Origin of the sequence: Aeromonas sp. Y293-4, assembly GCF_027705905.1 — a bacterium.
Classification (GTDB): domain Bacteria; phylum Pseudomonadota; class Gammaproteobacteria; order Enterobacterales; family Aeromonadaceae; genus Aeromonas; species Aeromonas veronii.
The window spans coordinates 1-4,270 of record NZ_JAPDCI010000046.1; the positions used below are offsets into that span (position 1 = coordinate 1).

Annotated in this window: 3 protein-coding genes and 1 tRNA gene; all 4 read right to left on the reverse strand. The window is 48.3% G+C overall.

The annotated features are described in order from the left end of the window. On the reverse strand, positions 1 to 739 hold a 739-nt coding region (locus OKC31_RS21345), incomplete at its 3' end, for a site-specific integrase (protein WP_270657725.1). Between the two features lie 137 nt (positions 740 to 876). After that, entirely contained in the window at positions 877 to 2,073 is a 1,197-nt protein-coding gene (locus OKC31_RS21350) for a tyrosine-type recombinase/integrase (RefSeq protein WP_234568594.1), read from the reverse strand. 711 nt (positions 2,074 to 2,784) lie between these two features. After that, positions 2,785 to 4,092, reverse strand: coding sequence for a site-specific integrase (locus OKC31_RS21355; protein ID WP_223953347.1), 1,308 nt, complete (start codon positions 4,090 to 4,092; stop codon positions 2,785 to 2,787). Between the two features lie 83 nt (positions 4,093 to 4,175). Beyond that, a tRNA-Ser gene (locus OKC31_RS21360) sits at positions 4,176 to 4,263 on the reverse strand. Positions 4,264 to 4,270: the final 7 nt, after the last annotated feature.

A 4,270-nucleotide genomic window follows, 5' to 3' on the forward strand; every position in this document is an offset into this window, starting at 1 on the left:
TAGCGGATTTACGATTGCCGTATTTGTCCACAGAAGACGTTGCCTGATGACCCATGATGTAGGCAATGCGCTGCCGGTCGAGCCCAGACGCTTTGAGCTCAGAGCCCATCTGATGGCGCCAGCTGTAAAAGGTCGGCAGCGATTTTCGCGCCGGCCAGAGGTTTTTGCCCGCCGCACGCAGCCTGTCCTGCAATGAGCCAATTTTTGCTTTCTTTGCCTCGGTCACCATGAGTTGCAATTTCTCTGGCGACAGCGTGTCAAACTGTAAGACCCTATCTGCACCACGTTTGCCATCATGACTTTTTTTGGCTCCGATAACGGTGAGCCGATTACCCTGCGCAGTTATGGTGGCTAGTTCAGCAGGTCTTATCCCCGCGCGCATAAACAACAATATGGCCGCCAACATAGCGCTGTCATTACGCGCCTTAAAATACTGAATCAGTGCAACGAGATCATCATTATCGACCTTTTTAACTCTTTTTTGTTTTGCCTTAACCGGTATATCTGGCCTACTCAGGGCCTGAATTCGCTCGGCCGCGTCGGGAAAATTCAACAATTGTTGATGATATACCAGTGCACAGCGCAGTTTTCGCCAATAGCCAGGACTGCATTTTGAAGCGCGAGCCAACAATTCATCCGCAATGTTTTTTGCTGTGATATTAAGGCCCTTTTCCTTTAGGATTTCATAATGATTTTTTGCCAGTCTTTCATATTCCTTTTCCGTTGCCTGTGTAGCCATTCGGTCATCTCCCAGAGCGCTTGAATAACGCCTTCTTTAGATAGTGGGCAGGATTTCCCCACCCACGACGTGGATCCCTTTATTAAAGGTGCGATTTAGTTTTAAATTAATGCTGAATGCGTGATGTAGACAGTGATTTACTGCGCCACAGAAATTCGCTGCATTAAAACACTCATCAATCTCTGCATGACAGCAGGAGTTGCCAGTAATGCGTCGACATCGAATTCGCTTTCTGTGTTTTTATCTTCAGTTTTTTGATTACAGCTCGGCACAGTAACTTGAGCCTGCTGACCAGCCATACAGGCATTAAATACCGTGTCAGCCCTACCCCTATAATCAGGGGCGTCCTCCATCAACCACTTGCCATAATGGCGTACCACCATTTCTGTACCGGTGTGCCCCATCTGACGGGCTATCCACTCGATGCTGATCCCCGCCGAGAGCAGTTGGCTTGCATAGGTGTGCCGAAATTGAGATGGCCCCCGATAACGCACCCCAGCAGCCTGACAGAACGGCCTGAAAAACCGCTCACGGAACTCATCAACCGAGGCATAACTGCGCCTTTTGGCGTTGTAGTAAGCCAGCAGGGTGCGTTGTTCACTCATCTGAGTGCGATTGTCCGACCTCGTGACCGTAATCTTCTTAGCCTTACGATGCTCCGCTAGCCTCATCAAGGTTTTGAGAGATCCAACAGCCTGTTCTGACAGCTCTATCGTGCGAATAGATCCCCTGGTTTTGGGCGTTTTGTACTGCCCATCAACCAACGCAAGGTCAACCAATAAGGTCTGCTTGTCGAGATTGACCGCCTCCGCACTGACCGCCATTAACTCACTGATGCGCAGACCCGTAGAGATACCGAGTTGGATGAGTGACACCTCCAGCAAATGGGTGCTTTTCAGGGCGAGAAATGCCTTAATTTCGTATTGATAAAATGGATCAGGTTCGTCCACCTCAAATTTACATTTTTTAATGCCATCCATTGGACTGGTATGAATAACACCATCGCTGACAGCTCGTGCAAAGACTTGTCTCAATATATCCAAATATTGGTTAATGGTATTTCCTTTATATTTTTTGTTGCAAAATTTCACTACGAGTAGTTCAATGTCACTCGCACGATATGACGTCAGCGGTTTATCACCAATCCATTTTATCAACTGTTCTGCTTTACGCTTCGAAATGTCATAGGTTGTCTGCGCATACTGGTATTTTTTGATTTCCAGGTGCTGACGAATGGCTGCCGCCAGTGAATGCTCATCAACAATGACTGAACGCACAGTGTTGTGTTTAGTTTTTTGTTTTTGAACGGTCCTTTTATTGGTTTGTTTGTTCATAATTACCCTCATTACAGTTATAAATACTCCTTCAATTACAAAAACAGCAATAGCAAAACGTGATGCTCACGCATCGATACCGAGAGGGTAATAGTGCACCTAAAAACAGCGATATAAATTACTCTGTGACGCTATAAACAGATAAGTTTCACCTCAAAATCCTGTTAATTTGTCAAATGCCAAGTATACATTAGCGATAGCTGATGTCATTTAATCGATATAATCAAATGTTCCCGTCAGATTTTTACTCAACATTGCATCAAGCAAATACCATGTGTTATTCACTTCACCCGAATTTGGGTAATAAAAACCCGTTCAGCGTATCGAAGATAGCTGTGATATTGGTGGTATTTTTTAAATCTGAAGGGGTGATAACCCTTGTTTGAACGAGATAAACGTGTCGGTGTGTTCTACGCCATATTCATTTCGTTTCGATCCTTCGTGTTTACTGTCGTTGTTATGTCCTTGTTAGCAGCTTTATCAGCATACTACAACGATTGAGGACCACTCGTCAATGAAAATAACCCACAAAGAAAAAGAAATGTCAACATATTTTTATTAGGTTTTTTAAATATTTTCCAATGTGCTTAAAATCATTATAAATCATGAAGATAGGGCCATGCCCGCCCCATTAAACCGCCGAGAAATGCCTCATATTGGTTTTTTCATGGGGGGGAGACAGCCCTGTTACCCAAAAAATATGCGTCATCTTTACGGTGATTTTCCCCCTGACAGCAGGTGGTGGGGTATCAGGTCGGTAGGAAGGGATTGGATTTTCTCATTCAGCAGCCTAATGTTCACACGTTTGCCATAGCGGCCAAACGTCAGGCCGTTTTTACTGTGTCCCGCAAGTTCGGCTACAACATGCTCAGCGACATCCGCCTGCTGTAACTCATCGATGAAGGTATGCCGCAGCCCGTAAAGCGTGGGACGGCCCTGACCTACGATGCCAGCCTCATTGAGGTGGCGTTGGAAGCGACAGGTGATGTTATGCGCCCAGTCGTCGTCTTTGCCTGATGGTTTGTCGTCGAACAAAAATACCTGCCCCTGACCGCGACGACTCTCCACATAGTCCAGGAATTGATGTCCGATCAACGCACTATGTAGCGGCACGGTACGGTACGCATTGGCACTCTTGAGCTGCTGATCCACCTCTCCCGCATCAACCATCAGACACCAAATCCCCTCGACCTGTTTGACGTTCAGAGTTTTGAGCTGACAGGCCTCAGAGGGTCGCAGCCCGGCATACAGGCACAGCAGGGGCACCCACCAGTCTTGAACTCTCAATTTTTTGCCTTTCTGGGATTGTTTGCTGCGCAGGCTGGCAAACAGCTGAGCCAGTTGAGGGCGATGCCAGCGCACTCGCTCCTCATCCGCCCGTTTGTGCGGCTTCTTGCCTGCCGTCAACCCATCAAAAGGGTTACGGCTGCAATAGTCCAGCGCCACGCACCAACGGAAGAACTGTTTCAGGGCGGCGAGGTAATCTCCTTTGGTTTTGAAACTGAGGTTGGTCTTGCGCAGCAAGCTGTTGCGGTACTCCTGCGCCAGAGCGGGCGTCACCTCATCGACTTTAACCCCTTTGGCCCAGGTGACGAAGGCGTTGATCCGAAGTTGGAGCTGGCCCACCGACCTATGCTGGATCCCCTCACTGGTTTTAGTCTCGATGAATCTCGCCAATGCGTGGGTGAGCATGATCCCACTGCTGGGGCAAGCTGGGGCATCAACAGAAGGTTCACGAGGTGTGGAAGGTGTTTGAGGAGGGATGAACCCCGCTGCTTTGAACGCGTCTAGATCGGCGCGGATCCAGCGATAGAAGCTGCGGGGAGCAGTATCCGCAGGGGTAGCCGCGATCAGTGCGCGAGTGCGAGCTGCCACAGCCAGGTTTCGGTCTACGGCGAGCTGACGATCTTTGGTGCAAAGGGAAGTACGGATAGCGAAGGGCAAGCCACGGTCACGTAATGACTTAGGCAGCGGGAGACGAGTGTAGTAGGTGCCGGAGGCATTTTTACTCAGATACATGATTGTTCCACCCAGTTGATCCAGGAAAAAAATCACGTAAGTCTAGAAATGAAAAAACCCGTTGAAATTCAACGGGTTATATTTGGCGGTGAGGGAGGGATTCGAACCCTCGATACGTTGCCGTATACACACTTTCCAGGCGTGCTCCTTCAGCCACTCGGACACCTCACCAAATTTT

What these genes read in the sequence shown, in the direction of transcription:
- OKC31_RS21355 (WP_223953347.1), bottom strand. Translation starts at nt 4,092, where the DNA reads ATGTATCTGAGTAAAAATGCCTCCGGCACCTACTACACTCGTCTCCCG.
- OKC31_RS21350 (WP_234568594.1), bottom strand. Translation starts at nt 2,073, where the DNA reads ATGAACAAACAAACCAATAAAAGGACCGTTCAAAAACAAAAAACTAAA.